Here is a 24,532-nt window from a genome sequence, read left to right as displayed (position 1 = left end):
ACCAGACGCTTCAACCGTTCGCGCGCAACGCGCGTTCGCCGTCGCCGAACAACTTCCAAAACAACGCGCTATCGAGCACCCCGGTATGCGCTTCGACCTTGGCCGATCCGCGCTCGTCCGCGCCCGTCCACCAAAAACTCGTCATCCCGCCGGGGTCGAAATACTCGAGCAAATTCGGCCAGCCGCTCGCGCGCGACACAGGGCCCGGCCCATCTCCCGACACCGAGGCCATCCGTTGCGCGAGCGCGCAATCGAACTCCTCCGGCGCGCGGGCGCACTGAATCGCTTCCGCGAGGACCTCACCGATGGCCGAAAGGCTCGCGCTCGCCCATGCCGCCATGTCGCGAGAAAACCCGTCCAAGTCGAGCATATGGGCGACGAGCAGCGGATAACGGCGGCCCACGCGATCCCGACTTGGCGCGATGCAACCGAACTGCACCCACCCGGCGCCGGCGCCCGCCGGAATCGCGAAGCGCCACATCGGCCCGGGGTCATAGCCGTTCAAAAACGTCTGTGCTGCGCTTTCCCGCATCGATGCCATCGCGCGCGCGAACCACCGCTCCCAAGACTGTGCGAGGGTGCTCGGCATGCGGCGATCGGCGAAATCGCCGGCGCCGGGCAGCTTGCCGTACCAGCCGGGCAGCGCGCGCTGTGCATTCGAGCACGCCTCGCTCATCGTTGCGTCGGGCACGTGAACGACTCCAATTGGGGAAGATCGAGCGGGTTGTGTACGGAACTGGCCGTGACTTCCACAGCGAACGATTTGCCGCCGACGCTGAACCGGGCTCGCGTTGTCTCGGCTGTGCTCGTGCGCATCAGCGACGCGTGATCGAACAATCGCAATAGCGCCCAGGGGCCCGAGGCCGCAAAACCATCGCTCGCCCCCGATTGATCGACGATCTGCAAGCGCACTTGGTTGGTGCCGTTCGGACCGGGCCATTGCACGGTCATCGGCGCTTGGGGGCCGTGTGCATAGCGCACGACTTGACCATCGACATCGAGCGACCACTCGGAGATCGACGGATCCAAGTCCAGCGGCATGATGTTCAGCTTGATCGTCGGCACGCGCTCGCCGCCGCTGAAGAACGCATCTCTGATGACGGCGGCGTTCTCGAACGAAGCAACGAACGGCGCGGTGGCAGCGCCCTTCAAGCGCCACGGATGCGAACTCGTATCGACCCGGCTCTGCAAATTCTTTTGGAAGAACGCGTCCATCAAACCACCGGCGGCAAATAGGTGCGCGAAGTCGTCGGCCGTCGCGTCGCGCGAGGACGAGCGCACGAGCGGGTATCGTCCTGCAATGGCCTGTCGGCAGAAATCGCCGACATCCGATGCGGCGCTGCGCGCCACGTTGGCATCGACAACTTTGACGAGATTGGCGTCGGCCGAGTCGCCCAGATCCGTGAGTATTTGCCTGAATGGCGCCGGCATTCTTCCCGCTTGCGCTTTGAGCTGCGCCGAGGCGTCCGAAGGCGGCGGCGAGCTGCCGCTACGCAACGCCGAATCGGCGCCGACGAGATAGACGTAAAGCGCGTCGATCGATTTCAGCGTATCGCTCATTGCGGCACTTTGCGCTGCGCCGGCGGCGCCGCCCCGCAGTGAGCGAATGTCGGTGAAATGCGCGTCGACGACCGATTCGGGCTCGGCTCGATTCGCCCGCGCTTGATCGCCAGCCGTTGGCTGCGGCTGAAAGATTTGCGACAACGATCGGCGTGCCGCGTCCACCTTATCCTCTGCGCGAGCCGCAAGACCTGCCTGCGGATTGTCGCTGCGCGACAGCGAGGTCTCGGCGGCAACGGCGTTGGCCATACGCACGAGCGGCGAATCGGGCGCGGACAGCAGCCGCGCCATTTGCGCGGTTCGAGCGACCGAGTCGCTCGGTTGCAGACGCAAATCGCCGAGGTAGTCGTCCCACGTCTTGATGAAATCGTCGAAGTACAACGATCGCACTTCGCTCGCGTGCGTATCGCGCGCACCAGGCGTCGCGATTTCAGACGAGGGCAGTCCGAGCACCCAGATCTCCTCGCGCCCGAATCGATCCACGGCATCGGTCAAGCGTTTGTCGAACACGTTCCAATAGCCGCCATACGTGTACAGCCCAGGCACGCTGTCGTTCAAACGCGCGCCGCTTTGGCGCCTAAACGCGAGCGCCGCCGAAGGCCCGGCCATGCGCGCCACGTCCACATCGTAGGCGGTGGCGGCTGGACGCAACGTCCGAGCAAGCTGCGCGTACAGGCGCTGCGCAAATGTCATCCTCAGCAAACCGTCTCGCGCATGAGCGACTAGGGCGTCGTCGCGCGGCAATGGCGAGACCACGACGCGGCCGTCGAACAGCGCGGACAGATGCCGGCGGAGCGCATCGCGCTCACGCGGGGTCATCGGCGCCGAGCCGGCGGACGCTTCCTCGAGCTCCAGCACCGCCTGCATGAACACGGGATCGTAGTGATCGCTCTCGTAAAGCATCAAGTAGGCCTTGAGCGCGGCATAGGCATACGCCGGATCGTTCGCGGGAGCATCGCGCAGCGCGGCTTGCATGCGGCGCACGGCAAGCGGCAGTAGAAGCTCGTCGAGTGCGCGGTGATAGACGTCATCGGCTGCGGATTCGAGCTTGCGGCCTTGAAAGAGCCCCCATCGATAGCGCGCCGCCGGATGATCGGGATCGACCTCATCGGTCAACGCGAGGTTGCGCAACATATTCAGAACCGCAAGCACGTGCCGCGTATCGTTGGGATCGGATATCGGCGCCTCCCTCAGTTGCCGCTCGATCATGGGCACCCGGGCGGCCACTTCGTCGACGTAAGCACGATTGCGCCAATAGCTGCCAAGCCAAGCAATGAGCAACACGCACGATAGGAGCACTACCGCGGCATAGCCCGCGAGCGTCAGCAATCTTCTTCGCAAGCGCCAACGTAAGTCGGTGCCCGCGAGCGAAGCTTCCTTGAAGATCAGATCCTGCAGCAGCATCTTCAGGAAAAAACTGCGCCCCGATGCGACGGCCTGTGCAGCGGGCGGCGCCGGATCGATCCGCAGAAACCGCTTTATCCCTCCCATCACGCGATCGAACACGGTTCCTTCCTGCGTCCCGCTCGTCAGATAGATGCCGCGCAATAGCGGCATCGAGTCGAACTTCGAATGGGAAAATACCTGCGCGACGAATTGGCCGAGGACGTCCTTGAGTCCCGCAAACTGTTGAGGCAGCGAATAGATCAAGTGGCGCCGAGACGGATCGGCCTCGGCGCTCAGCAGCTCCGGCAACGCTTCGTTCAATCGCTGATGCAAAATCGCGTACTCGCGTTCGAATACGGCTCTCACATCGAGGGGTGCATTGGGCGACTCATCGAGCGCGATCGTGAATCCCCATACTTGCGTGCGCTCGGCGCGGCCAAAGGCCGAGAAGTATTCGGAGAAGCCGGCGAGTAAATCCGCCTTGGTGACGAGCACGTACACGGGGAACTGAATGCCCAGCTGTGCCCGCAGCTCTTGCAAGCGCTTGCGCAGCGCCATCGCATGTTGCGTGCGTTGCATCTCCGAGGCATCGAGCAGATCCGACACGCTGATCGTCAACAACGCGCCATTGAGCGGTTGCCGCCCACGATACTTCTTCAGCAGGCCGACGAATCCGGCCCATTCGGCTTCGTCCAGTGCGCGGTTGCTTTCGTGCGTCGTGTAGCGTCCCGCCGTATCGATCAGGACCGCTTCGTTCGTAAACCACCAATCGCAGTGACGCGTCCCGCCTACGCCGCGGATAGCCGCCCTGCCGAACTGCTCCGCCAAAGGAAACGTCAAACCCGAATTCACGAGCGCAGTGGTCTTGCCCGATCCGGGCGCGCCGATGAACACATACCAGGGAAGCTGATACAGATAGCGACGCGTCATCGAATCGAACCAGCGCGCCATGCTCGAGCGCGCCTCGACATCGCCTAAGCGTGCCGACTTCAACAACGCGGCCGCCTCGTCGAAGCGGTTGCGCAACTCGCGCACGTGTGCGGCTTCGGCTTCGCCCCCTCGCGAAGTGGCCGGCGCTTGCTCGTGCAGCCGGGTCAGCAACTCGGCGTTCAGGTGTGCCGCGCGCCAGTGCAGCCAAGCACGGCGAGCCCCCCATATCGCAACGATCGATACCGTCGCCCAAATGCGAGCCGATACGGTCTCGAGCGGACGATAGTCACCCACCGCGATCAGCGGCCCAACCAGCCACAGAGCCACGACCACGGCGACGAGGCCCATCGTCACCCAAATACGGCGGCTAGCGAATGCGCGAGCAATCCTCGGCAACACTGCCCTGAACGAATTCATCGCACCACCCCCGCCGGCGCCGCACGCTCGGGCGATACCGGCGCGGCAAGCAATGTGATCTCGACACGACGGTTACGAGCTCGGCCCTTGGCCGTGTCGTTCGATGCGATCGGATCGGCATCGGCTCGCCCTACCGCCCGCAAGCGGTCCGTTTCGTGCATGCGGTCCGCGAGAAATCGGGCCACGGCTTGGGCGCGCGCCAGCGACAAGTTCCAGTTCGATGGGAATCGGGCCGTGCGAACGGGCTGGTTGTCGCTATATCCAGCGACGACGATGCCGCCCGGGCTTCGATCCAGTGCATCGGCGATGCGCGCGAGCGTGGATTGGTAGCGATCGATGATCGTTGCCGAGCCCGAATCGAACAACCCATCGCCGCGCAAGACGACGACGCTGCGATCGGCCTCGTCGCGAACTTCGACGAGGCCTGCGCGCACTTCGGGCGCAAGAAAACCTGCGAGACGCGGCGCCGTCGACGGCGCCGCAGCAGTCGCTTGCGCGGCGAGCGCTTGCACCTTCGGGATCGGCAGCCGCGCAATCATCGAGAACGCCCGGTCGGAGCGGCCCGCCAACGTGAGCGACAGCGTGACGAACACGCCGAAGCCAAGCAATACGGCCAAGGCCAGGCACGCCCAGAGCGGGATGATCGTGCGCCGCGGATCGCCGCTCGCGAGCGCATCGTGCCAATGCGGCGAGAGCGACCGGTCGAACTCTCCCCGTATGCTTCTGATGGTCGAGGCGAGCTGGCGCCGCAAAGCGTCGAGCTGGGTGTGGCCGTTCTCGAGTACGCGGTAACGCCCTTCGAAACCCAACGCCAAACAGTAAAAGAGCAACTCGAGCAGAAGTAGATGCTCGCGCGGCTGCTTCGATACGCGTTCGAGCACCTGAAAGAATTTCTCGCCGCCCCAGGTTTCGTTGTGAAACGCGACGAGCAGGCTGTCGGCCGACCAATTGGCCGCACTGCCCCACGGGGTCGATGCAGCGGCTTCATCGAGCGCCGTGCACAGACAATAGCGAGCAGCGCCGATCTCTTCCGGCAATATACCGGCCTGCTGCGCGCGAATTTCGAATGCACGAATCTCCGCTGCGAGATGCTCGCGCAGCCAACGCGGGTTCGGATGATGCACGGTACTGCGAATTTGCGGCACTAGGTTGAGCAGCGACCCGGCGGCGCCGACGAGCGGGTTGCGTGGATCGGCCAATCCGGGCAGCGCCGACGCCGGCGAGACCCCATCCTCGTGCCCGCCGGCACCGAGCGGCGCAGCGTCGCCCCGCTCTCCCGCATCTCCGCCGTCGGCCAGCACAACACCGGCCTTGGAGCCGGCCGCAAACGGATCGTTCAACGGGTGCAATTCGTTCATCGCGAGCCTGCCCTCACGTCCTAATGGCCCAAAGTTCCAGCGCGAGACCGGGAAAATCGCCCGCCAAATGCAATGCCAAAGCGCCGGATCGTTCGAGTTGCCGCCAAAGGTTGCCGCCCTTGTCGACCTCGAAATAAACGTGGCCCGCGTGATAGGGAATTTCGCGCGGCGCCACCGGCAAAGGTTGCACCGCAATGCCCGGCAGTTGCAGGTGGACGAGATCGCTGATTCGCTCGACCGGCGCGAGCTTGATTTGTGCGGGTACGCGCAGACGGATATCTTCGGCCCGCAGATCGGCACGCACCGCCAACACGAACCCGGCGTGCTCGCGTAAATCGTCGTCGGCGATCACTGCGACGCTGACGCGGTTGCCTTGATCCTCCAACGGGATCTGCACGGCCTGCTGCGCCAATACGGTCGCGAGCGATCGCCTCAACTGCGCAAAGAGTTCGCCGAAACACGTGTGCAAATCGTCGTGCTCATACGCGGGCAACGCTGGCGGCCGATGCGAGTCGCTCGTAAAGGTCGCAATCTCGTAGGCAAGTTCGAGCCATTCGCTAAACAGCCGCTCGGGATGCATGCGCGGCATGCTCTCGGCATGAGAGCCGAAAGCGAGCGAGCGATTGACGAGTTGCAGCAGGAGGAAATCGGCGACTTCCGATATGCCCGTTCGGCCCGGGGCCGCGAGCCGGCTCGAAAGCGCCTCGCTGCGCGCGAGCAGGAGCCGATGCAACTCTCGTATGTAGCCGCTCAGCACTGCGTCCGCATGGGCGTCGAGCATCGGTGGAATGTAGCCGTCGTCCAAAACCAGTTGGCGATCGGAACGACGCTCGACGATGCGAAGCACGCCAAGCGCGTGCCAATCGGGGCCCAAGTCGCAATCGAGCATCAAGTGCAATTGCAGCCGACCGAGCTGAACGAGCGCCGGTTCTAGACCGATCTCGTTGATGTCGCCAAGCTCGCGCTCGTGTGCCAAGAAGCGGGCTCCTGCGTGCGCGCCATCGGCATCGAACGCAATTTGCACGCCATCGCCGCGCGATAGAGGCACCGCGAGGACCACCGTCGCGCCCTTGACCTGCGCGCCGACATCCAGCGCTTCGGGCACCTCGCCTGCACGAGCAAACTCGAACGGCGTGCCGTCAGGCATCACGCCCGCGGCTTTTTCGATCGCGACCTTGCCGTGCGCCAGTGCCTCTCGGTCGATCTCGAGGGCGGAGAATCCCCAATAGAACGGCTGGCGCTGTACGCATCGGAGATGAACGTAATGCTCGAAGAAGCGCTCCAACTGCTGAAAGTGCTGCGGGCGCAGGAACATGCCCTCCGACCACACGACGCGATCTCCCGCGGTGGCAAGAAGACTAGAAGTCGCGATTCGGCTCATCAGCATCTATCGATTCCCGGTTTGCGTGTCGACGCCATCCTTGCGAAGGACGACGACGAAGTGCATCTCGCGTGGCGGCAGTTGCCAAAACTTCCAGAGGTTCGTTTGCCGCGGTGACGGCAACGCAATGACCGCCTTCCAGCGCATCTTTTCCAGGTTGCGGAAACCGGCGACGACGCCCAACTCGCGCACCGATTCGTCTCCCGTATAGCGAAGGGTGCGCGATTCGCCGGGGCGCAGAATCAACCTGTCGGCGCCGACGAGATCGCCGCCCAGCGCATCCGCCGGCTTGTTTTGCAACGAGAAAAAACCGGCGCGCTCGAATGCATCGCTGGACCTCAGCCGAAATAGCTGCAAGGCAACGGGCGCAGGTCTTCTCTGGCTATCGACATTGACATCGCTTGCCGCTTCGAATGTCACCGAATATGGCACCGGAAGAGATTTCTCGGTTTCGGCGCATCCGCTTAATAGCAACAATACGACGCAAAATGAAGGACGAACAAAAACCCTGCATATGCCGTTCCAAGTAAATAATTGAGCCATTTCGATTCGCGGTTCCGATCGAGATGAGAACATCGAACATCCCAGCGCGAACACGAACGCGCCCAAGGCCGAGGCGAGACCCTATTTCAGGCACCCCTGCGCCGATATTTCAGCATTTGACGAAAAGAGCGTGATCCGCCCCTTACATTATTCGTTTGGCGTTTTGATTACTTCCTCGATCGGAAAGTGAGTAGACTATAGTTCAATTGAAATTGTGCAGCAACCGAAGCAACACTCGAAGAAATGCAAACTTTCTCAAATACACCCCACCAAAATTCGTAGGTGAGTATTAATACAGCCATGGAGCAAAAAGGGAATTTCATGGTAAATGCGCGGCATCGTTGCACGCTGTTGGGCGTTGCATGCCTTTTCGCGGGAATTGCCGCCTGCTCGACTGCGTCGCCTACGCAGCGCGCCGCAGACGAAACACTGCAGGCTGCGCAGGCCTCGTTCGCGTCGGGCGACTACGCGCGCGCGATCCGACTCTTGCGCAACAGCGACGCGGTAACCGACTCGGACCGTCGAACACAAGTCGAGGCGCACAAGCTAATGGCATTCAGCTACTGCGTTACGGGGCGGGTTTCGATGTGTCGTTCGGAGTTCGAGAAGGCGCTTCGTCTCGATCCGAAGTTCGATCTATCGAACGCCGAAAAGGGACACCCGATCTGGGGGCCGGCATTCGAAGCCGCGCGCCAGCGCACAGGCTCCTGACGTAACGGCCGCCGTAACCCCGAACCTTTCGTTCTTGGGACGACTTATGCAACTGACCGTCATCGAATACGCCGGCAAACCCGCCGAATCGAAGACTTCCGTCGAGTTCCTGCCGCCGGGCGGCACGATCGGCCGCAATGCCGACAATCAGTTGGTGCTTCCTGACGAGACGCGCCGCATTTCGCGCTTGCAGGCCTTGCTTCAAACCGATGGCACACATTGCCAGCTGAAGAATTTGAGCAGTGTCGCCCTCGTGCAGATCAACGACGTCTCGCTCGACTGCGCACAAGAGCATGTGGTTCGTCCCGGAGATGCGATCCGCATCGGGCCATACGTGTTGAGAGCCGATTGGGATTCGCCTCATCGGGACGAGGCGCCCACGGCCCGTGCATCGCGCGCTCGTGCGGCAAACGAGGATGCACCGCGCACGATTCCCACCGATCCGCTCGCTTTGTTCATGCCAGCCGCAGCGCAAGATGCACCTTCGCCGGACAGTGCCGATCCGGTCGACGACCCTACGCAGGTCCCGGCTCCCTCTGAGCCGGTGGCTCGGACGCCACCCGGGGCGCAACATGCCGTAGACGGCAACGGCGCCGGCACCGCGTATGAAAGACATGTCGGCGCGCCGGACCCCTCGACGCCGCAAGCACCAGCGACCCGGCGCGAAGCCGATGCACTGCTTGCCGCGTTCCTACATGGCGCGGGGCTTGATCGAGTTGCGTGCGATTGGTCGACGGATCAATTGAAAACGGCTGGGCAACTGCTGTCGCTGTTCGCCAACGGCACCGTGGAACTGCTTTCCTCGCGCAGCATTCTGAAGCGAGAAGTCAAGGCCGACATGACGATTTTGCTCGATCGCGAGAACAACCCGCTCAAACTGCTCCCTGACGGCAGCGCGGCGCTCAAGCAAATGTTCGGTCTGCCGTTCCCTGGGTTCATGACACCCTCGAGCGCCGTAGAGGACGCGTTCCACGACCTGCACGCACATCAGATCGCGATCGTGGCCGGCATGCGGGCGGCACTCATCGATCTGCTGGCCCGATCTTCCCCCGAGCGGATGGCCGCGCGCGCGGGGGCGCCGAACCGGCTCGAACGCGCGCTACCGGTGCTGCGTGCAGCCTCGCTATGGCGCAATTTCACGCGGTTGCACCGCGAGATGACCCTCGCGGTGGAAGACGATTTCGGCGCCGTGTTCGGCAAGGCCTTCTTGAATGCCTACGACGAGGAAGTGAAGACCTATCACACGCGGCGTGAAAACGCCGGCGCCAGTTGACGATGCACGTGTCCTGCGCGCACTTCTCGTGCGCAGGCGCAAGACCGAGCAACCAAGACGTCGTCGGATATCGAATCGACGCCGATCGCGCTTGCTTCGTCGTCAGTGACGGCACCGGCGGCATGCCAGGCGGCGACGTCGCCGCCGAGCGAGCGGTAGCGGCGATCATCGCGCATTGGAGCGAAGCCGATACCTTCTCGCGAGAAACGGCGCACGCATGCGTGCAAGCGGCGTGCGATGCCATCGCCGCAGGGCAGCGGCGTGATCCGTCGCATGCGAACATGAGCGCGACCGTCATTGTGTTGTTCATCGATCGGCTGCATGCGCGCGCGCAATGGTTGCATGTCGGCGATAGCCGGCTGTACCGGTTCAGGCATGGTGCGCTTGCGGAACGCACGTCCGATCACAGCGTCACGCAGCAAATGCGCGATGCCGGATTGGCCGTCGATGGCGTGAACCCAAACCTGCTGCATCGAGCGCTAGGCATGCATGGCCCGCTTTCGACAAGCGAGAGCGGGATCCTGCCGCTCGTCGATGGCGACGCGTTCATTCTCTGCACGGACGGTTTTTGGCAACTGGTGTCGGAGCGCACGCTCGAACGCACCTTGCGCATCGTACATTCCGCCGACGACTGGGCTCGGCTGCTCGAGCATGAGGCATCGCGTCATGCGAGGATCGCGCCGCGCGCCGACAACTACTCGGCCGTCGTAGTGTGGATCGGGCATCCCGAGCATGCGACCTTGGTCGCGTTGGCGTAGGCAAGCGGCACAGGCTCACGACCGAAACGCGCGTGTTCCTCGTCTCCACCGCCCGCAACGAAACCGCAAGAATCCGCTAGTCCGGCACACCGGCGGCGGCGACCATAGCCCGATCGAACTTTCCACAACGGGCTATTCCTCATGCCGGTTCACAGCGCCATCAAGCCGTCCACCACCGATCTGTCGCCCGCCTTTCATCGATTGGCCTGGTCCAACCTCGCCGCGCAATCGGCCGAGCAGATCGGCCTCGCCGCAACGCCGATGGTCGCCGTGTTCGCGCTCGGCGCGGGAGCCGGCCAGACCGGTTGGCTCCAAACCGCGCAAACCTTGCCGTTCCTCCTGTTTTCGATCGTGCTCGGCGTGCGGGCCGATCAAGCATCGCGCAAGAAGCTCATGGCCGGCGCCGAGGCGGTGCGTTGCACGGCCCTGCTCGCCGTGTTCGCAGCCGTCGTCTTCGGCAAGCTCTCCTTGCCTGTGCTCGCCGCATGCGGATTCATCGGCGCATGCGGCACCGTCGCTTACAACGTCGCGGCGCCGTCGCTGATCACCGCGCTCGTCCAACGCCGCGCCTGGGCGGCAGCCAACGGCCGGACCGAATTGGCGCGCAGCGTGGCGTATTCGGCAGGGCCCGCGCTCGGCGGCTTGCTGGTAGGCATGATCGGCGGCGCCTGCGCGTTCCTCGTCGCAGCCGGCCTTTCCGCTTGCGCCGCGCTGCTGCTCGCGGGCATCGTCGAGCCTGCACGTGCGCCGAACCGACGTCGAAGGTTCGCATCGGAACTGCGCGAAGGCGCGGCCTTCGTCGCGGGCAACCCGTTGCTCAGGGCCATCGCGCTGACCGCTATCTTTTTCAATCTCGGCTTTTTCGTCATACAAGCCGTCTACGTCCCGTACGCCAGCCATCGGCTAGGGCTTTCGCCAGCCTGGGTCGGCGTAACGTTGGCCGCGTACGGCGCCGGGATGATCGCCGGCGCCCTCGTGGCGCCGCGCGTGATGGCGCGCTTGCGATTCGGCCAGGTCATCGTAGTCGGGCCGCTGTGCGGATTGGCCGCCTCGTTGACCCTTTGCGCCACCGTGTTCGTCCCGTCGCCGTGGCTAGCCGCCGCCGCGTATTTTCAACTCGGCGTCGGCCCGATACTGTGGGTCATCGGCTCGACGACGCTGCGCCAAGCCATCACGCCGGAGGCAATGCTCGGACGCGTGTCCGCGCTGATCGGCACGGCAACCTATGGCGCCCGCCCCCTCGGCGCATTGATCGGCGCGATGCTCGCAGGCGCAGCCGGGGCCAAGCCTTGCCTCTTCGTGGCGGCCCTCGCCTTCGCCACTCAGGCGCTCGTGATCTTGCGATCGTCCGCCGCACGGCTGGTCGCGCTGCCCGACACCGTCGCTTGACCGCCGATGCCGGTATCATCAGCACCATCGAGCCGGCGCGGCTGCGGCTGCTCGGCCGCGCGTCCTCGTCTATCACGGCATCTATCACGGAGCATCCATGGCCGGTCTGGTCAAGACATTGTTTGGCGACGAACAGGGTCAGCTAACGAGGAAAATCACCGGCCTCTATCTCCTTCTGCTCGCGTTCAACGCGGGTGCGTGGCTATGGGCCTTCGCCGCTTTTCAGCGTTACCCGTTGCTGATGGGCACCAGCATGCTGGCCTATTCCTTCGGTCTCCGACACGCCGTGGACGCCGATCACATCGCCGCCATCGATAACGCGACGCGCAAACTGATGCAGGCAGGCAAGCGGCCCATTACGGTCGGCCTGATGTTTTCGCTCGGGCATTCGACCATCGTCGTGCTCGCTTCGGTCGGCATTGCGGCCACGGCCGTCGCGCTGCAAACCAAAATGGCCGGGTTCAAACACATAGGTGGGTTGATCGGCACGGCGGCGTCCACGCTGTTTCTCGTCGCGATCGCGTTGATGAACCTCACCATCTTGCGATCGGTGATTCGCGCATTCAAGCGGGTTCGACGCGGCGAACCCTATGTCGACGAAGACCTCGACGTCCTGCTCGCCGGCCGCGGATTGTTCGCGCGCATTTTCCGTCCACTGTTTCGACTCATTACCCGAAGCTGGCACATGTACTTCCTCGGCTTGCTGTTCGGACTCGGCTTCGACACCGCGACCGAAGTCGGCTTGCTCGGCATGTCTGCCGCCAGCGCTGCGCATGGCATGCCTATTTGGTCGATCTTGGTGTTTCCCGTGCTTTTCACGGCGGGCATGACGCTGATCGACACCACCGACAGCGTGCTCATGCTGGGGGCGTACGGTTGGGCCTTCGTCAACCCGATCCGCAAGCTTTACTACAACATCACCATCACAGCGATATCCGTCGTGATCGCCCTGCTGGTAGCGAGCGTCGAGGCCCTTGGCCTCGTCGCCGACACGCGGCATTTGACTGGCGGCCTATGGAATCTGATCGGCAGGCTCAACAGCAATTTCGGCATGATCGGCTACGCCATCATCGGCGTATTACTCATCAGTTGGTTGCTCTCGGCCGCGTTTTATAAGTGGAAGCGGTTCGAAAAGTTGGAGGTTCACTCGGAACCGGCTAGCACTGCATGCGAGCTTCCCTAAGCCGAGGACACGCGACGCTCGTTCATCCCCTGCCCCATGCCATGCATACACGCCCCACCGCGATACTGACCGCCCTAACCGCAGCCGCCTTGTTCGGCGCCGCCACGCCGCTCGCCAAAGCGCTGTTGGGCTCGATGTCGCCCTTCCTCGTGGCCGGTCTGTTTTATCTCGGCAGCGGGCTCGGGTTGGGTATCGGCATCGTTGCGCGGAGCGTGCGGCGCCCCCGCGCACAACGCTCGAACCGGCATCGCATCCAAAGAGCCGAATGGCCGTGGCTGCTAAGCGCGATCCTCGCCGGCGGCGTCGCCGGCCCGGCATTGCTCATGCTCGGCTTGACGAGCACGCCGGCAGCCACCAGTGCGTTGCTCCTGAACCTCGAAGCCGTGATGACCGCGGTGATCGCTTGGGTCGTCTTCCGCGAGAACGTGGACAGCCAGATACTGCTCGGCATGATCGCCATTGTCGCGGGCGGCGTCCTGCTCTCGTGGCGCCCCGGTCAGATGGCCATTCCCGTCGGCGCCCTGATGATCTTCGGTGCATGCCTGTGCTGGGCGATCGACAACAACCTGACGCGAAAGGTGTCCGCCAACGATGCAATGACGATCGCATGCCTAAAAGGTTTGATTGCCGGTCCCGTCAACCTTGCGATCGCCTTCGCAACCGGGGCGGCATTGCCCTCTATCGGGGCGGTGGGCGCCGCCATGCTCACCGGGCTCGCCGGCTATGGCATCAGCCTCGTTCTTTTTGTCATCGCACTGCGGCATCTAGGGACCGCGCGCACGGGCGCCTACTTTTCCGTTGCACCGCTATTCGGCGTGGCCCTGTCGTTCGTCCTTTGGCCCGAGTTGCCTTCGATGACGTTTTGGATCGCCGCGGGATTGATGGCGCTGGGCGTGTGGTTGCATGTGCGCGAACTCCACGAGCATGCGCATACGCACGAGCGGCTCGAGCACACGCACCGGCATCGCCACGACGCGCATCATCAGCATACGCACGACTTCCCGTACGAGGGCGACGAACCGCATACGCATCCGCACGTGCATTTGCCTATTACGCACTCGCATGCGCATTTCCCCGATATTCATCACCGCCATCGGCACTGAAGACACAAGACCGTTCACGGTTCGAGCACCGTGCCTTCATTACAAGCAATGCTGGCCGTCCGTCGACGTGCTTCATATCGAGCACCCCGATCAAGTTATAAGCCGCACGGTCGGTCATCCTGTGTCGCGTCCGCCGATTCGCTCGCTCGAACGTGTTCCGTCAGATAGCGTGCGAATGGATAAGCGGATAAACAACAAGCCCCAGCAGTGCTGCCGCCGTGACGACGACCGGTTCCTGAAGTCTCTTGAAACGCCACAGCAGGGCGATTGTCACGAGGGCAATGGCGAGGGTCGGGACATCGACGATCGAACGCTTGGCGATCACGATCACCGAGCCCGCAATGGCGCCGACTGCCGCCGCGGTAATACCGTCGACAAATGCTTTGACGCCGGGTAGGCGACCGTACTTCTTGAAGTACGGCGCGGGGATCACCGTGAAGAGGTAGCACGGCAGGAACGTGCCAAGAGCCGCGACCACGGCACCCGGCAGCCCCGCGACGAGGTAGCCGATAAAGCCAACGGTGATGACGACCGGTCCCGGTGTGATCATGGCAACCGCGACAGCGTCGACGAACTGCTTATCGTTGAGCCAGTGATGCTCGGTCACGACGCCACCGTAAAGGAAGGGGACAATGGCAAGCCCCGAGCCGAACACGAATGCGCCCGCTTTCGTGAAGAACGCGCCGATCTGAGCAAGGAGCGGCCAGTCGAGCCCAGCGGCAATGCCGCTTGCCGCAGCTAAGTTCGCGGCCGCGAGGGCATTCACGCCCCCCTTATGCAGCCACTTCGGCGGAGCGCGCCAGAGCCAGCCGACTAGCCCCCCGGCAATGAATAGCCACGCAATCTCCGATTCCGTCATGAAGGTGACGGTGGCAAGCGTGAGAAAGATCGTCCACAGCAGCTTGTCTTTGCCGACAGTCTTCGTCGTGAGCTTATATGCGCTCATGGCAATGATGCCAACCACGGCCGCACCCACGCCGTAGAACACCGCCTGCATCCACGATAGGCCGCCGAAGTGGGCATAGGCCCAACCGAGCGCCACGACCATCACGAACGAAGGTAAGACGAAGGTGAACCCGACGAGCGTCGCGCCCAAAATCCGGTAGTGGACGAAGCCGAGATAGATCGCGAGTTGCGCAGCCATCGGACCGGGAGCAAGCTGCGCCAGCGCGAGGCCTTCCTTGAAGTCCGATTCGGATATCCAGCCAAGACGTTCGACGAGATCGCGCCGCATATAGCCCGCAAGGGCGACCGGCCCACCGAAGCCGAATGTGCCGAGGCGCAACATGTATCGGACGAGTTGGCCCAATGAATAAGCGGGGGCGGCAGCGGTGACCATGCTCAAGAACGTCCCCCTGATTCTTCGTTTGCGTTCGCGGCGAAATGCGTATGAAGCGCGTCCAATACCGGACTCATCTGCTCGAGCAATTGATCGTCGTTGTCGACACGTCGGCGTGTGCCAGCCATCACCGCTTCGAAGCCGACTGTCTCGGGAGCAGCCGGCCCGCCTACGTCGAGCGCATGGACGATTTCGCCCAGTCTCAGCAGCGCCGGATCCGTGTCGAGGCCGAAGCTGGCAATCAGCACCTCAAAGGTCACGCGCTCACCTACATGGGTGAACGCTGCGCCGTCGAAGTCGAAACCGAAGGCATCTGCCGGGCAGGCATCCGGCGACGGCAGCCAGAGAAAACGCGCGTTAGGATCGATGAAGCGCCGGATGAGCCAGGCACTCGCTACGCGATCGACCCACAGCCGTTGACGCGTGGCCCAAGTGCGGCCCTGGTAGTCCTCGCGTGAAAGCAGACGAATGGTGCGTTCCGATGGATGCGGCTCGCCGGGCGAAAGCACGGTATCGACAAGCGCGACGAAGTCCTGCCAGGCCACCGCTGCACGGGGCGCGGCATCGTCAGGAAAATAGTCGATCGCCTGGATGCCCTCGTAATCCTTGCGCAGGCGGCGTAGCAGCCGGGTCAACTCGGCGGCCGATTGCCCCGAAATCGTTTTTCGCGCCTCCGCCAGCGAGCCGATGAATGCGTCGTAGTCACCTTCCCGGTCGAACGAGGCTCGGAACGCTTCCTCCTGCGACGCGTCGAGGCTCGGCGCTCGCATTAGATGAGCCGTGCCGCCGCTTTCCGCGATCGCACCGGCGAGCTCGTGCAGCGCCTCTTCGCGCGCCTCGCTGTATGGCAAAAGGTAGACGCCGTCCCGAAGGACCGCACAGCCCTTGGCCTTCAGTGCCCGATAAAACCGCATGCGCGCGGTCGCATTCTCAGTGGGTAGCGTCAGCACGAGTAGCGACCAAGTCGATAAGTGATTCATGTCGACAATGCTACTACCATGTCGACATTCATACAAGTTAACTTTGCGATTTATCCATCCGCCCTCCGTCTGCCCATTGCGCGCTTGCGTGCGCCTTTCCCCCGCCGACCGGAATCGACCGAACCTGCGTTTGCGACGCCAAGATGGCGCGGGTTTCATCGAGCACCAAATTTAGACCGCGGCCCAAAGGCCCTCAGGCCAACACGCGCTTCATTTCGAACGCAGACATGCGCTGACAAACGGCCCCCGTCTCAACCCAGTCCGCGACCGCGCGACCAAACAGCGGCGCGAATTTAAAGCCGTGTCCCGAAAGACCCGCCGCTACGAACAGGCCTTGCACGCGCGGATCCGGCCCAAACAACGGATTCCCATCCGGGGTATCGTCGAAGAACGACACGCGGCTGCCGACAGGGACGGCATCGGTGAGCCGCGAGAACCTTCGCGCGGCCCGATCTCGGTAGCGCGCAGCCTGTGCATCGCTCATCGAACAATCCAATCGGTCCGGGTTCACCAGCCCTGAGTCGTCCGCCTGCAGCGAGCCGATGAAGTAGCGCCCAGCCACATCCGGGCGCAGGTAGAAGCCCGCGCGCCGGTCCGACAGGCCGGGCAACGCCTCGCCTGCATCGTCTTCCACCTGCACGATCGCCACGCATTGGCGCGATGCGGTGATCGGCAACGCCGCCCCGCAGTCCTTTGCCAGCGCGGCAGCCCAAGGCCCAGCCGCGTTGACGACGATGCCGCAATCGATTCGCCCGCGATCGGTCTCGACCCCGCAGACACGTCCGCCTTCCGTAACGATGCGCCAGGCCGCGCGGCCGATGTCGATGGCCGCACCGCGCGAGCGCGCGCCCGCGGCATAGGTCAACGCTGTCGCACTCGCGTCGCAGTACCCTGCATTGGGCTCGAACACCGCGCCCGCGAGACCGTCGAGCGCAACGTCGCGATACCGGCTTCGCAACGCCTCGGCGGGCATCCATTGCAGTTCGATACCCATCGCTTGCAGCGATCGCACATGGGCGCGTATCGCTTGCTCGTCCGAAGCCGCGATAGCCGTCAAAAAACCAGTGCGTCGATAACCGCAGTCCCCGCCGACGATCTCTGGCCAATGCCGGTAGGTATCGAGCCCTTCGCGAGCGAGCATCGAGAGCGCCGAGTCCGCGTAGTACTGCCGAACGATCCCGGGCGATGCCCCCGATGATCCCGCGCCGATCCTCGTGCGCTCCACGAGCCGCACGCGCAGCCCGCCGTGCGCCAGGTGCCATGCGATCGCGCAGCCGGTCGTCCCGCCGCCGATCACGGCGATGTCCGCGGTCTCACGCATGTGCTGCACTTCTGTCCGCAACCAGCGCGGGCGGCAGGCACGCATCGAGCGAATCGCGCGTGAGCAGCGCGAACCACTCGCGCCCGGATAATCCACCGCGCGGCCGCGTCGCGCTTGGCAGCGCCGCTCGCATCGGCGCGCCCTCGTGACCGAGGGCATGCCAGATGTCGAAAGCGAGGCGCGGCATCACAGCGGACGCGACACATGCGAGCCCAGCGAGCCAACCATACGCTTGCTGCGGATCGCTTAGATCTGCCCCCTGCTGCGTGCTCCACGCCCGAAGCACCGCACATGCGTCGCGGACAGTCACGGCATGGAGACGGAACGATGCATCCAGCGTTTCGAGCGCGGCGCCAATCTGCGCTTGCCAAGCAACGCCGATACGCATCGATTGCCCGATCACGCGCTCGAGCGCCGCCCCGGCATCATGAATGCGAGCCTGCAGGGTGCCGGCCAGTTCGTCGTTCACAAAGGCGATAAAGGCATCGACGTCGAAGTTCGTCGTCCCGTCTTCCGGGCTTTCTCGCGCGAGGAAATAGCGAACCGCGTCGCTGGTCGCGGGCGTGGCCTCGACGATATCGGCCGCCCATACGACATGCAACCGGCTAGTCGAAAACTTCGCGCCCTGCAGGTTGTAGAAGTAGTTGGTCAGCGCATAGTCGAACGGCTTGCACTCCGGCAATGCACCCATCACCGCCGCGCTGCCCGCTAGCAGAAGCACCGCGTTGTCGATGCCAAAGCTCACGAGCGTGGTCGTCTCGCCGCCGCGCGCCATGGGGTGCGTGCCGTTCCCGACGTCGGCCTCGCTCACCCGCTGCGCGCAGCGATCTCCGCACGTCAACGCATATTCCCAACCCGCTTCGAACAACACGCGCGGATTGCCGAACCGGTCCGCGCTCCACGCGACACCCCAGTCCCCCGGTGCGGTCAGCCGCACGCGCCCCGCCTCCTGCTCGAGAAAGCGGCGAACCACGTCGACGAACCGTGGCGGCGCACCGCTTGCCGCGATCATGCGCAACAGGGTGGCTTGATCGTCGATGCGCAGAAATAGGCTCTCGACTTCGCGCCATTCGAGCGCCTCGTCGCCGACGCGCGCTTGCGGCTCGACCATCGCCTCTGGCCTGAAATGCGCGCCACACGCTTCGCAGAAGTAACCGGCGGCGTCCGCATCGCATTGCGGGCAACGTCCTACAAGCCACGCGCCGGCGAGATAGCGGCCCGTTGCGCGGCTATACAGCACTTTTTCGACGATCGTCTCGGTCAGCCCCCGCTCCACCAGACTCGCGACCGCACGGCGCGCATTCTCGGCATGCCGGTTCGCGTAAGGGCCTTGCACCAGATCGAGAAAATCGTCGACGACAATATCGAGCGCCGAGAGATCCCGTGCGATGCGCGCGTGATAGTCGCGGCACACCTCCTGCGGCGTGCGGTTTTCCTGCAGCGCCTTCCACAATACGTACGAGTCGAAGCCATCGACTGCCGAGACGACATCGACGCGATGGCCGAGCGTGCGCAGATGACGGCCCAGCATGTCCATACGCAAGTAAGGACCGGCGATATGGCCGAGATGCAAACGCCCGTTCGGCGTCGGCGGAATCGGCATCAAGAAGAATCTGCGGGAGGTGGCGTCCATAGCGATCTAGAAGAAGGAAAAAAGCCAGCGGGAATGGCGGCGAGCGCGTGACACGGGCAAGCCTCCGAACCGTAGAACCGTAGAACCGTCAATCGGTCAGCAGACGCAATGCTTCGTGCGCGAGCCCCGGCGATAGCCGAAACCCCGCACCGCTACCGGCGCCCGCGAGGACGATCGGGGCATCCGGCACCCGCTCGACGAGCGGCTCGCCCGTCGGCGTATAGGCGTCGCAAAACACGCGGCCACCGCGGTATGCGTCGCGCGGGCCGAGTCCATAGCGATCGACGATACGCAGTGCGGCTTCACGGTCCTGAGCGGATATTTCGAGCGCGTGCTTCAGCGGCCGGCAGTCCCATTCGTCTGCGCGGAAACTGAACAACCACTGTTTGCGCAGCGGCAAGGGCATCAAATACGCGTCGGCCTGCGGCAGGAACACGGCGGCGGCGTCGGGCGGCGGCACACGATCGACGTGCAGCGCGACGACTTTCTTGATCCTCACCGCGCGCACCGATGAAAGCGCGCCGAACGTTTGGGCGAACGGCTCGCCGACGAGCCACGGCCCCACGGCCACGACCGCTCGCGCCGCATAGACGGCGCAACCGCCCTCGAGCCGCACTTCGACGCCCATTTTGTGACGCGCGAGCTCGCGCACGCCCGCGCCCTCGACACAGAACACTTGCGGCGCACGCAAGCTCGCCTCGATCAGCGCGCGAGCGATCGATGCCGGATCGTGGCTCACGGCTTGCCCGCCGCGCAGCAATACTTCGTTCGCGCCTAGCTCGAGCGGCGCCGGCAAGCGGCCCTGCAATGCCCGCGGCGAGACCGGCGTCTCGTCGATCGCGAAATCGACCGCGACTTCGCGCAATGCCGGTGCGTTCGCGGCGGCCGTGACCCAAAACACGTCGGCTGCGCTCGTGCGCAAGTCCAACGAGGCACGGATTTCACCGTACAGTTGCGCGCCTAGCGCCGCGAGGTGTCGTTCGCGCGGCGTGCGACCCGTCGCGAGCAGCACCCCAGCCGAATGCGCCGTCGCGCCCTCGCTATTGCGAAAGCGCTCGACGAGCAAGATCCGCCATTGCGGAAAGCGCCGCTGCGCCAGCCACAGGGTCCACGCACCGACGATGCCGCCGCCGACGATCACCAGATCGTAATCGCGCTTCATGTCACGCCCACCATACCGAAAAGATCTGTGCGCTTTCGTCACCGGCATTGCGCGTGAAATGCGGTCGCCACGGCTCGAAGAACAGCGCCTGTCCGGCTTCCACGCGATACCACTCGCCGTCGTAACAGACGTCGAGCCGGCCTTTCGACACGAACCAAATCTCGTGCACGGCGTGCCGGTCCTCCCCCGTGCCGCAGCCGGGCTCGATCGTGAAGCGCGAGCTGCGCAGCGGCGCGCTGCCTAACCGGTCGCCGAATGCATGCATGAACAGACGCACGCCCGGTAGGTCGACCGCTTCCTCGACCTCCTCGATCGCTGGCGCACTCGGCACAGCCAAAACCGATGGCGCACGCCCCTCGCCGCGACCGGCCGGCAATCGGCGTTCGCTCCCCCCGGCCGTCAGGTCATTCGATGCGGCGCTCACGACATCATCTCCAAGTCCGGAGTCCCGCTTTGCACGGCCATCGGCTGCGCTTCCCAATGGACGAACGGCGCCGCTTCGTCGACGTCGTAGAGCTGGCATCCCGCCACGCTGTTGATGATTTGCGCACACCGCCACGGGATCAGGCCCAGGTTCGGATCGGCAATGCCGCGTTGATGCTTCGCCGCGTTCTGCACATAGATCCGGCAGCCCTTGGGGCCATCCCAACGGATCGAGTAATCGGGGTTGACGACATAGCCATCGCCGCTGCGCTCGATCCGATCGGCAATGGCATCCAGGCAAGCAGGCATCCCGTACGCGTAGCCCGTGCAAAGCACGACGATGTCGGCATGGATGGTCTCGTGCGTTTGGCGCTGCAGGTGCCTGAACGTGATCGACCAGCCATCGCCCCGCCGCGCGACCGCGATCAATTCGCGCGCTGGCCGCAATTGCAAATTGCACGACATGCCGGTGACGTAACGCAGTTCGTAGACCCGGCGATAAATCGCTTCGAGGAGCGCCGAGGACACGCCATCGCTCGCAAGCTTTTGCTCGGCCAACAGCGTGGCGCGCAACGTCTCGGGCAAGTCGTAGAAGTAATTGCTATAGCCGGGCGTGTAGAGCTCGTTCGTAAACGACGATTCGTCGAGCGGCGCGAAATTCCATCGACGCGATGCCCAAGTCACGCTGGCCGGCATCGCGCCCGAATCGGACAGCAGATGATGAAACACTTCCGCGCCGGTTTGCCCGCCGCCGATCACGACGACGCGCTTGCCTTCGACCGGATTGTTGTTGATCAAGTACTGCGACGCATGGAGCAAGGTGGTGCTGAGCCACGGCTTCGCGCAGTCGGGGACGGCCGCTTGCAGCCCGGTGCCGAGCACCACGCTGCGGGTCGGCTGGCTCCAACCGTTGCCGCGTACGATCAAGGTCTCGCCGTCGAGTTCGACCGCATCCACTTCGCGACCGAAATCGAGGGTGTCCAATTGCTCGCACGCCCACCGGTAGTATTGGTTGAATTCGCGCCTGAGCACTTGCGGGAAATTGGCATTGATGAAGCACAGCAGACGCTTATGCGTGGCCAAGAATTGCAGAAACGACAGTTCGCTCGTCGGATCGACGAGACTGACCAAGTCCTTCAGAAACGGGACTTGCAACGACGCGTTGGGCAGCATTAAGCCGGCGTGCCATTGAAATTGCGCGCGGCGCTCGAAGAAGCGGGCGCGCACGCGGGGATGGCGCTTGAGCAGTGCGGCAAGACTCAAGTTGGCCGGCCCGATCCCGATTCCCACCAGGTCGATCGGGCCGTTGGTTGATGAATAGCGCATTTCAAGTCCTTGTATGGGCGAAGCGACGATGAAACAGCGGACATGCAAATGTCCGAGCGCAGTGCGCCCGGACGCGATAAAGCGCAGCGAAAATCAGGCGACGGCGCCCGGCGCCCGTGCGGCAAGCAACAACGTGATGCGCCAAGAGAAGGCCGCGAGCAGCGACAGCGCGATAGCAAGGCTCACAGCGGCATGCACGCCGCCTGCCGGTTGGGTCGCGCCGAGCAGCAAGCCGAAGATCGCGACGCCGAATGCGGAACCGGTCTGCCGGCTCGCGTTGAGCACACCGGCGGCGACACCGGCGCGCGTCTTGTCGACGGCGCCGAGCAGCGTCGCCGTGGCGGCCGGCGTGATGACCCCGGAGCCGAAGCCGACCGCCGGGAAGCACAACGCGATACGCCAATACGGCGCATCGTGCGCGAGCGCGAGCAACCCCGCGAACCCGATTGCGTAGAGCAAGAAACCGCCGATCACGACGCGACCGGTGCCGTAAGCGGCGCCGAGCCTGCCGGCCGAGAAGCTGCCTGCCGTCACCATCACCGTCAACGGCAGAAACGCGAGACCGGTCTGCAACGATTGCCAGCCGCGGCCTTCCTGAAAATACAAACTCAGCAAAAACAGCAGGCCATAGAAGACGAGCGCGGAGATCAGCGACACGAACACGGATGCCGAGAACACGGGATGGCGAAAGAGCGCGAGCGGGAGCATCGGCCGCATGCGCCGACGCTCGATCAAGACGAATGCGATCCAGCCGGCGACGGCCGCCACGACGCCCGTCACGATGGACGCGGAGCGCCACCCCAGCTTCGCGCCCTCGATCAACACGGCCACCGAACATGCAAGCGCGACGATGGCCGCGGCCTGGCCCGCGAAATCCATGTGTTCGACGCGAGCGCGACGCGTGGCCGGGATGCGCAGCGTGAGCAAAGCGCCGCATGCCGCGATCGGCACGTTGACGACGAAGATGCTGCGCCATCCGAGCCAATGAACGAGCAAGCCGCCGACGAGCGGGCCGGCCGCCATCGCAATGCCGCCACACCCCGCCCAAACGCTGATGGCGCCCGCTCGTTGCTTAGCGTCGGTATAAGCGGCACTGATCAGCGTCAGCGAACACGGCACGAGCAGCGCGGCGCCGATGCCTTGCATCACCCGCGCGAGGACGAGGACCGGTAGATTCGGCGCGAATCCGCACAGCGCGGACGCCGCCGCGAAGACGAGCAGCCCCGTCAAGTAGACGTTGCGGGCGCCGAGCCGGTCGCCAAGCAACCCGCCGGTCAGCAACAGGCTTGCGAAGGTGAGCGTATAGGCATTGACGACCCACTGCAGCCCGGCCACGTCGGCGCCAAGCGAGGCGGCGATTTTGGCAAGGGCGATATTGACAATTGTCGTATCGAGAATTACTACGACGTAGCTCAAACTCGTCGCCAATATTACGCTTTTTTTATATTCGCTCGTTTCATTCACGGCAATGAGTCCGGTTCGGAATGGTCTGTTGACTATAATCTCGTACTCATCGAGAATGCTTCGAAGCGTATCGAAGCATTTTTCGATGTTTTTAAAAAACTACAAAAAAACGATAAATAGATTGTTCGAACCTGAGGGCAACAAACAGTGAGTCAGCACAATATTTCCACCGTCGCGCATTTGATCGCAGAGCCGGTGCGCGCGATCATCCTCATTACGCTCGCGGACGGCTTCGCCCGGTCCGCGGGTGCGCTCGCCGACGCAGCCGGCGTGACCGCGCAAACTGCGAGCTCCCACTTGTCGAAGCTGCTCGATGGCGGCTTGCTGCGCGTCGAGAGCAAGGGGCGGCACCGCTATTACAGCCTGGCGGGCCCGCATGTGCCGCGCGTGCTCGAAAGCCTGGCCTCGGTCGGCCCGGTCACGCCCGAATGGCGTTCGACGCCCAATCGCTGCGCACGCGAATTGCGCTTTGCGCGCTGCTGCTACGACCATTTGGCGGGCCAGGTCGGCGTGGCCGTCACGCAAGCGATGATCGGGCGCGGGTATCTCGCCGAGCGCAGCGACTACGAATACGAACTCACGCCGGCTGGACATGCGCTGCTGCAGCGCCTCGGGCTGGATGTCGGCGGCCCGTTCCCGAACCAAACCGGCCACGCCCACCGCTGCCTCGATTGGACGGAGCGGCAATACCATATCGCCGGGCCGCTAGGCGCGCATCTGATGAATGCTTTCTGTGCCTGGGCGTGGCTCAGGCGCGGGCACGAAACGCGCGCGGTCACGATCACGCCGGCCGGCGCCGATGCGCTGCGCGAACATTTCGGCATCGAACTCGAGGCGCTGCGCAACGCGGGAGCCGGCTTCAACGAGTATCGGGAAAGCGCCTGACCCTCGC

20 protein-coding genes are annotated in these 24,532 nt (G+C 63.9%); 7 read left to right on the top strand and 13 right to left on the bottom strand.

All coding sequences use genetic code 11. The annotated features are described in order from the left end of the window. Positions 1 to 10: 10 nt before the first annotated feature. From tagF to tssJ, 5 genes are read right to left on the bottom strand one after another with little or no spacing between them, the layout of a single operon-like run. Complete coding sequence (tagF, locus tag MMB74_RS02970; RefSeq protein WP_277427085.1) at positions 11 to 691, bottom strand: type VI secretion system-associated protein TagF; 681 nt, start codon at positions 689 to 691, stop codon at positions 11 to 13. Beyond that, positions 673 to 4,293 carry a type VI secretion system membrane subunit TssM gene (tssM, locus tag MMB74_RS02965; protein WP_277427084.1) on the bottom strand — a complete coding sequence of 1,207 codons (3,621 nt, stop codon included), beginning with the start codon at positions 4,291 to 4,293 and terminating at the stop codon, positions 673 to 675. Before tssM ends, tagF begins: the two co-directional genes overlap by 19 nt. Next, entirely contained in the window at positions 4,290 to 5,651 is a 1,362-nt protein-coding gene (locus MMB74_RS02960) for a DotU family type VI secretion system protein (RefSeq protein ID WP_277427083.1), read from the bottom strand. The genes tssM and MMB74_RS02960 overlap by 4 nt, the downstream gene beginning before the upstream one ends. A gap of 13 nt (positions 5,652 to 5,664) precedes the next feature. Then, positions 5,665 to 7,032, bottom strand: coding sequence for a type VI secretion system baseplate subunit TssK (tssK, locus tag MMB74_RS02955; RefSeq protein WP_277427082.1), 1,368 nt, complete (start codon positions 7,030 to 7,032; stop codon positions 5,665 to 5,667). A 6-nt stretch (positions 7,033 to 7,038) separates the two neighbouring features. Next, complete coding sequence (gene tssJ, locus MMB74_RS02950) at positions 7,039 to 7,629, bottom strand: type VI secretion system lipoprotein TssJ (RefSeq protein WP_277427081.1); 591 nt, start codon at positions 7,627 to 7,629, stop codon at positions 7,039 to 7,041. Positions 7,630 to 7,896: 267 nt separating this feature from the next. Between tssJ and MMB74_RS02945 the strand changes: the two genes are divergently transcribed. From MMB74_RS02945 to MMB74_RS02920, 6 genes are all read left to right on the top strand, one after another. Continuing rightward, positions 7,897 to 8,286 (top strand): TssQ family T6SS-associated lipoprotein, encoded by a 390-nt coding sequence (locus MMB74_RS02945; protein WP_277427080.1) that lies wholly within the window; start codon positions 7,897 to 7,899, stop codon positions 8,284 to 8,286. Between the two features lie 46 nt (positions 8,287 to 8,332). Further along, a complete protein-coding gene (gene tagH / locus MMB74_RS02940; RefSeq protein ID WP_277427079.1) occupies positions 8,333 to 9,559 on the top strand; it encodes a type VI secretion system-associated FHA domain protein TagH in 1,227 nt (408 codons plus the stop codon). A gap of 2 nt (positions 9,560 to 9,561) precedes the next feature. Then, complete coding sequence (locus MMB74_RS02935) at positions 9,562 to 10,317, top strand: PP2C family serine/threonine-protein phosphatase (protein ID WP_277427078.1); 756 nt, start codon at positions 9,562 to 9,564, stop codon at positions 10,315 to 10,317. Between the two features lie 141 nt (positions 10,318 to 10,458). After that, complete coding sequence (locus tag MMB74_RS02930; protein WP_277427077.1) at positions 10,459 to 11,706, top strand: MFS transporter; 1,248 nt, start codon at positions 10,459 to 10,461, stop codon at positions 11,704 to 11,706. 97 nt (positions 11,707 to 11,803) lie between these two features. Further along, positions 11,804 to 12,889: a HoxN/HupN/NixA family nickel/cobalt transporter gene (locus MMB74_RS02925; protein WP_277427076.1), complete on the top strand. Its 1,086-nt coding sequence runs from the start codon at positions 11,804 to 11,806 to the stop codon at positions 12,887 to 12,889. A 41-nt stretch (positions 12,890 to 12,930) separates the two neighbouring features. Continuing rightward, positions 12,931 to 13,992 carry a DMT family transporter gene (locus MMB74_RS02920; protein WP_277427135.1) on the top strand — a complete coding sequence of 354 codons (1,062 nt, stop codon included), beginning with the start codon at positions 12,931 to 12,933 and terminating at the stop codon, positions 13,990 to 13,992. Between the two features lie 160 nt (positions 13,993 to 14,152). Here the strand turns inward: MMB74_RS02920 and MMB74_RS02915 are convergent, their stop codons facing one another. The 8 genes from MMB74_RS02915 to MMB74_RS02880 all read right to left on the bottom strand — a co-directional run bounded on the left by MMB74_RS02915 (position 14,153) and on the right by MMB74_RS02880 (position 23,592). After that, positions 14,153 to 15,331 (bottom strand): chromate transporter, encoded by a 1,179-nt coding sequence (locus MMB74_RS02915; RefSeq protein WP_277427134.1) that lies wholly within the window; start codon positions 15,329 to 15,331, stop codon positions 14,153 to 14,155. Between the two features lie 2 nt (positions 15,332 to 15,333). Continuing rightward, positions 15,334 to 16,311, bottom strand: a complete 978-nt coding sequence (locus MMB74_RS02910; RefSeq protein ID WP_277427075.1) for a chromate resistance protein ChrB domain-containing protein — start codon at positions 16,309 to 16,311, stop codon at positions 15,334 to 15,336. Between the two features lie 193 nt (positions 16,312 to 16,504). Then, on the bottom strand, positions 16,505 to 17,632 hold the full coding sequence (locus MMB74_RS02905; protein WP_277427074.1) for an FAD-dependent oxidoreductase: 1,128 nt from the start codon (positions 17,630 to 17,632) through the stop codon (positions 16,505 to 16,507). Continuing rightward, positions 17,625 to 19,265 (bottom strand): methionine--tRNA ligase, encoded by a 1,641-nt coding sequence (locus tag MMB74_RS02900; protein ID WP_277427073.1) that lies wholly within the window; start codon positions 19,263 to 19,265, stop codon positions 17,625 to 17,627. The genes MMB74_RS02905 and MMB74_RS02900 overlap by 8 nt, the downstream gene beginning before the upstream one ends. Positions 19,266 to 19,353: 88 nt before the next feature. Further along, positions 19,354 to 20,427 carry an FAD-binding oxidoreductase gene (locus tag MMB74_RS02895; protein WP_277427072.1) on the bottom strand — a complete coding sequence of 358 codons (1,074 nt, stop codon included), beginning with the start codon at positions 20,425 to 20,427 and terminating at the stop codon, positions 19,354 to 19,356. Between the two features lies 1 nt (position 20,428). Further along, entirely contained in the window at positions 20,429 to 20,851 is a 423-nt protein-coding gene (locus MMB74_RS02890; RefSeq protein WP_277427071.1) for a cupin domain-containing protein, read from the bottom strand. Continuing rightward, positions 20,848 to 22,176: a SidA/IucD/PvdA family monooxygenase gene (locus MMB74_RS02885; protein ID WP_277427070.1), complete on the bottom strand. Its 1,329-nt coding sequence runs from the start codon at positions 22,174 to 22,176 to the stop codon at positions 20,848 to 20,850. Before MMB74_RS02885 ends, MMB74_RS02890 begins: the two co-directional genes overlap by 4 nt. A 93-nt stretch (positions 22,177 to 22,269) precedes the next feature. Next, entirely contained in the window at positions 22,270 to 23,592 is a 1,323-nt protein-coding gene (locus MMB74_RS02880) for an MFS transporter (protein ID WP_277427069.1), read from the bottom strand. A 195-nt stretch (positions 23,593 to 23,787) separates the two neighbouring features. Here MMB74_RS02880 and MMB74_RS02875 point away from each other — a divergent pair, with 195 nt between their 5' ends. Then, positions 23,788 to 24,525 (top strand): helix-turn-helix transcriptional regulator, encoded by a 738-nt coding sequence (locus MMB74_RS02875; RefSeq protein ID WP_277427068.1) that lies wholly within the window; start codon positions 23,788 to 23,790, stop codon positions 24,523 to 24,525. Positions 24,526 to 24,532 lie beyond the last annotated feature (7 nt).

The organism is Trinickia sp. Y13, from assembly GCF_029522115.1.
Lineage (GTDB): Bacteria > Pseudomonadota > Gammaproteobacteria > Burkholderiales > Burkholderiaceae > Trinickia.
This window is presented reverse-complemented; position numbering and strand designations above follow the sequence as displayed.

What these genes read in the sequence shown, in the direction of transcription:
- MMB74_RS02905 (WP_277427074.1), bottom strand. Translation starts at nt 17,632, where the DNA reads ATGCGTGAGACCGCGGACATCGCCGTGATCGGCGGCGGGACGACCGGC.
- tagH (WP_277427079.1), top strand. Translation starts at nt 8,333, where the DNA reads ATGCAACTGACCGTCATCGAATACGCCGGCAAACCCGCCGAATCGAAG.
- MMB74_RS02925 (WP_277427076.1), top strand. Translation starts at nt 11,804, where the DNA reads ATGGCCGGTCTGGTCAAGACATTGTTTGGCGACGAACAGGGTCAGCTA.
- MMB74_RS02960 (WP_277427083.1), bottom strand. Translation starts at nt 5,651, where the DNA reads ATGAACGAATTGCACCCGTTGAACGATCCGTTTGCGGCCGGCTCCAAG.
- MMB74_RS02945 (WP_277427080.1), top strand. Translation starts at nt 7,897, where the DNA reads ATGGTAAATGCGCGGCATCGTTGCACGCTGTTGGGCGTTGCATGCCTT.
- MMB74_RS02895 (WP_277427072.1), bottom strand. Translation starts at nt 20,427, where the DNA reads ATGAAGCGCGATTACGATCTGGTGATCGTCGGCGGCGGCATCGTCGGT.
- MMB74_RS02900 (WP_277427073.1), bottom strand. Translation starts at nt 19,265, where the DNA reads ATGGACGCCACCTCCCGCAGATTCTTCTTGATGCCGATTCCGCCGACG.
- MMB74_RS02910 (WP_277427075.1), bottom strand. Translation starts at nt 16,311, where the DNA reads ATGAATCACTTATCGACTTGGTCGCTACTCGTGCTGACGCTACCCACT.
- tssK (WP_277427082.1), bottom strand. Translation starts at nt 7,032, where the DNA reads ATGAGCCGAATCGCGACTTCTAGTCTTCTTGCCACCGCGGGAGATCGC.
- MMB74_RS02935 (WP_277427078.1), top strand. Translation starts at nt 9,562, where the DNA reads ATGCACGTGTCCTGCGCGCACTTCTCGTGCGCAGGCGCAAGACCGAGC.
- tssM (WP_277427084.1), bottom strand. Translation starts at nt 4,293, where the DNA reads ATGAATTCGTTCAGGGCAGTGTTGCCGAGGATTGCTCGCGCATTCGCT.
- MMB74_RS02920 (WP_277427135.1), top strand. Translation starts at nt 12,931, where the DNA reads ATGCATACACGCCCCACCGCGATACTGACCGCCCTAACCGCAGCCGCC.
- MMB74_RS02915 (WP_277427134.1), bottom strand. Translation starts at nt 15,331, where the DNA reads ATGGTCACCGCTGCCGCCCCCGCTTATTCATTGGGCCAACTCGTCCGA.
- MMB74_RS02930 (WP_277427077.1), top strand. Translation starts at nt 10,459, where the DNA reads ATGCCGGTTCACAGCGCCATCAAGCCGTCCACCACCGATCTGTCGCCC.
- MMB74_RS02885 (WP_277427070.1), bottom strand. Translation starts at nt 22,176, where the DNA reads ATGCGCTATTCATCAACCAACGGCCCGATCGACCTGGTGGGAATCGGG.